This is a genomic window from Pelistega europaea (assembly GCF_013133775.1).
GTDB classification, from domain to species: domain Bacteria; phylum Pseudomonadota; class Gammaproteobacteria; order Burkholderiales; family Burkholderiaceae_B; genus Taylorella; species Taylorella europaea.
In genome coordinates this window covers 1-1,509 of record NZ_JABGBO010000022.1, presented here as the reverse complement: position 1 = coordinate 1,509, position 1,509 = coordinate 1, and the positions used below count along the sequence as shown (strand labels likewise).

Sequence of the window (1,509 nt, the reverse complement as noted above, 5' to 3'; positions counted from 1 at the left end):
TGTACTGGTATGGTTTTTTTGGACAGTCAAAAAGGTCAATAGACCTGACTAGATTGATAATATTGTTGATTAAATTCCATCGGAGTCAAATTCTTTAACACAGAACTTGGTCTTCGATGGTTATAGAACTCAATAAAACGCTCAATCGCCTGATTTTGTTCAATAAAACTTGGGGTTGTGTGTGTTGCAAAGAGCTCATTATACAACCCCTCTACCTTTAAAATCCCATTAAAATTCTCCATCACCGCATTATCATGGCAATTACCCACACGCGATAAACTCTGTCTAATACCATGTCTTGCTAGCTCTTCTCTGAAGGCTTCACTCGTGTAGATGGACCCATGGTCACTATGTAAGAGAGCTTGCTTTGCTATCCCTTTGAATACCAATAACTTCACTGTTCTTAGTGCCAGTTGTTGATTTTGTTGCTTACCATAGCACCATGCCACAATGGAGCGATCATATAAATCCAAGATTAGCGACAAGTAACCCCAATGCCATTGATTCGCCTCATAGTATGGAATATAGGTTACATCCGTCACAAATCTGCTCCTAGGAGTGCTTGCCTTAAAATCCCTATTCAAGATATTTGGAGCCAACCCCTCGGTTTGTATTCCTCGACTCTTTTGATATGTACGACGCTGTTGCCGAATTTTGGCATTTAACTGGAAGGCTTTCATCAAACGCCCTATTTGCCCCTGACCCAATCGAATCCCTTGGGTCTGCTCTAACAGGGCGCCCATCCGACGACGTCCTATCGTGTAAAAACACGCCTTCTGTACCTGCTCTATCCATTGCGCCTTCTGCTCATCCCTTCTCTTGCTCTCAGTCTGACGCTGAGCCGCGTAGTAACTACTTCGTGCCACCCCTAAGATTTGACATGCAACAGCGATGGCAATACCTCTCTGAGCTGTTCGAGATATAGCTGCAACTCTTTTTTTTTGAGCTCATCCTTACAATCCTTCAGCACCTCTTCAAACAGACTCTCATAGGTCACTAAAATATCATGAACCTCTTTATCCATCTGCTCTTTGGTCTTTGCTTTGGATAAACGCTCTTTGAGCATCTTGCTAATACGATTATGGTCTACCATGTTATCTCCTGTTCCGTACCATCTCAGGCAATCCCATAAGCGTATTTTAGCAGGTAGACTCTGCGAGGGGCTAGTCGCTATATAACGTTTGAGTTTTGTATATAAATCCGATGGACGAATGCCAAATAATCTCGCCACATCACTGTAACCTATCGGATAATGCTCTATCCAATATTGCATCGCTTGATAATGTAAGGATTTTCGGCTCGTCACCGAACGTTCGCTAATCCATGCAAAATCACCTCGGTTGAGAAAAAAACTCCAATCTCTAACAACACTTGGCGATACCCCTAACTCCTTCGCTATCGTCTTCTTTGGGTGAAAATGCAAAAGCCTTTCGCAAGCTTGTTTTTTTATAGATACGGATATCGTCATATTTTGGACTCCTTACTGTCCAAATTTTCCGTACCAGTACA

2 protein-coding genes are annotated in these 1,509 nt (G+C 42.5%); both read right to left on the bottom strand.

All coding sequences use genetic code 11. From position 1 onward, the window contains the following. Positions 1-35 precede the first annotated feature (35 nt). On the bottom strand, positions 36-893 hold the full coding sequence (locus HKX40_RS10535) for an IS3 family transposase (RefSeq protein ID WP_343043093.1): 858 nt from the start codon (positions 891-893) through the stop codon (positions 36-38). Next, positions 869-1,468, bottom strand: coding sequence for a hypothetical protein (locus tag HKX40_RS10530; protein WP_171589536.1), 600 nt, complete (start codon positions 1,466-1,468; stop codon positions 869-871). The genes HKX40_RS10535 and HKX40_RS10530 overlap by 25 nt, the downstream gene beginning before the upstream one ends. Between the last annotated feature and the right edge of the window lie 41 nt (positions 1,469-1,509).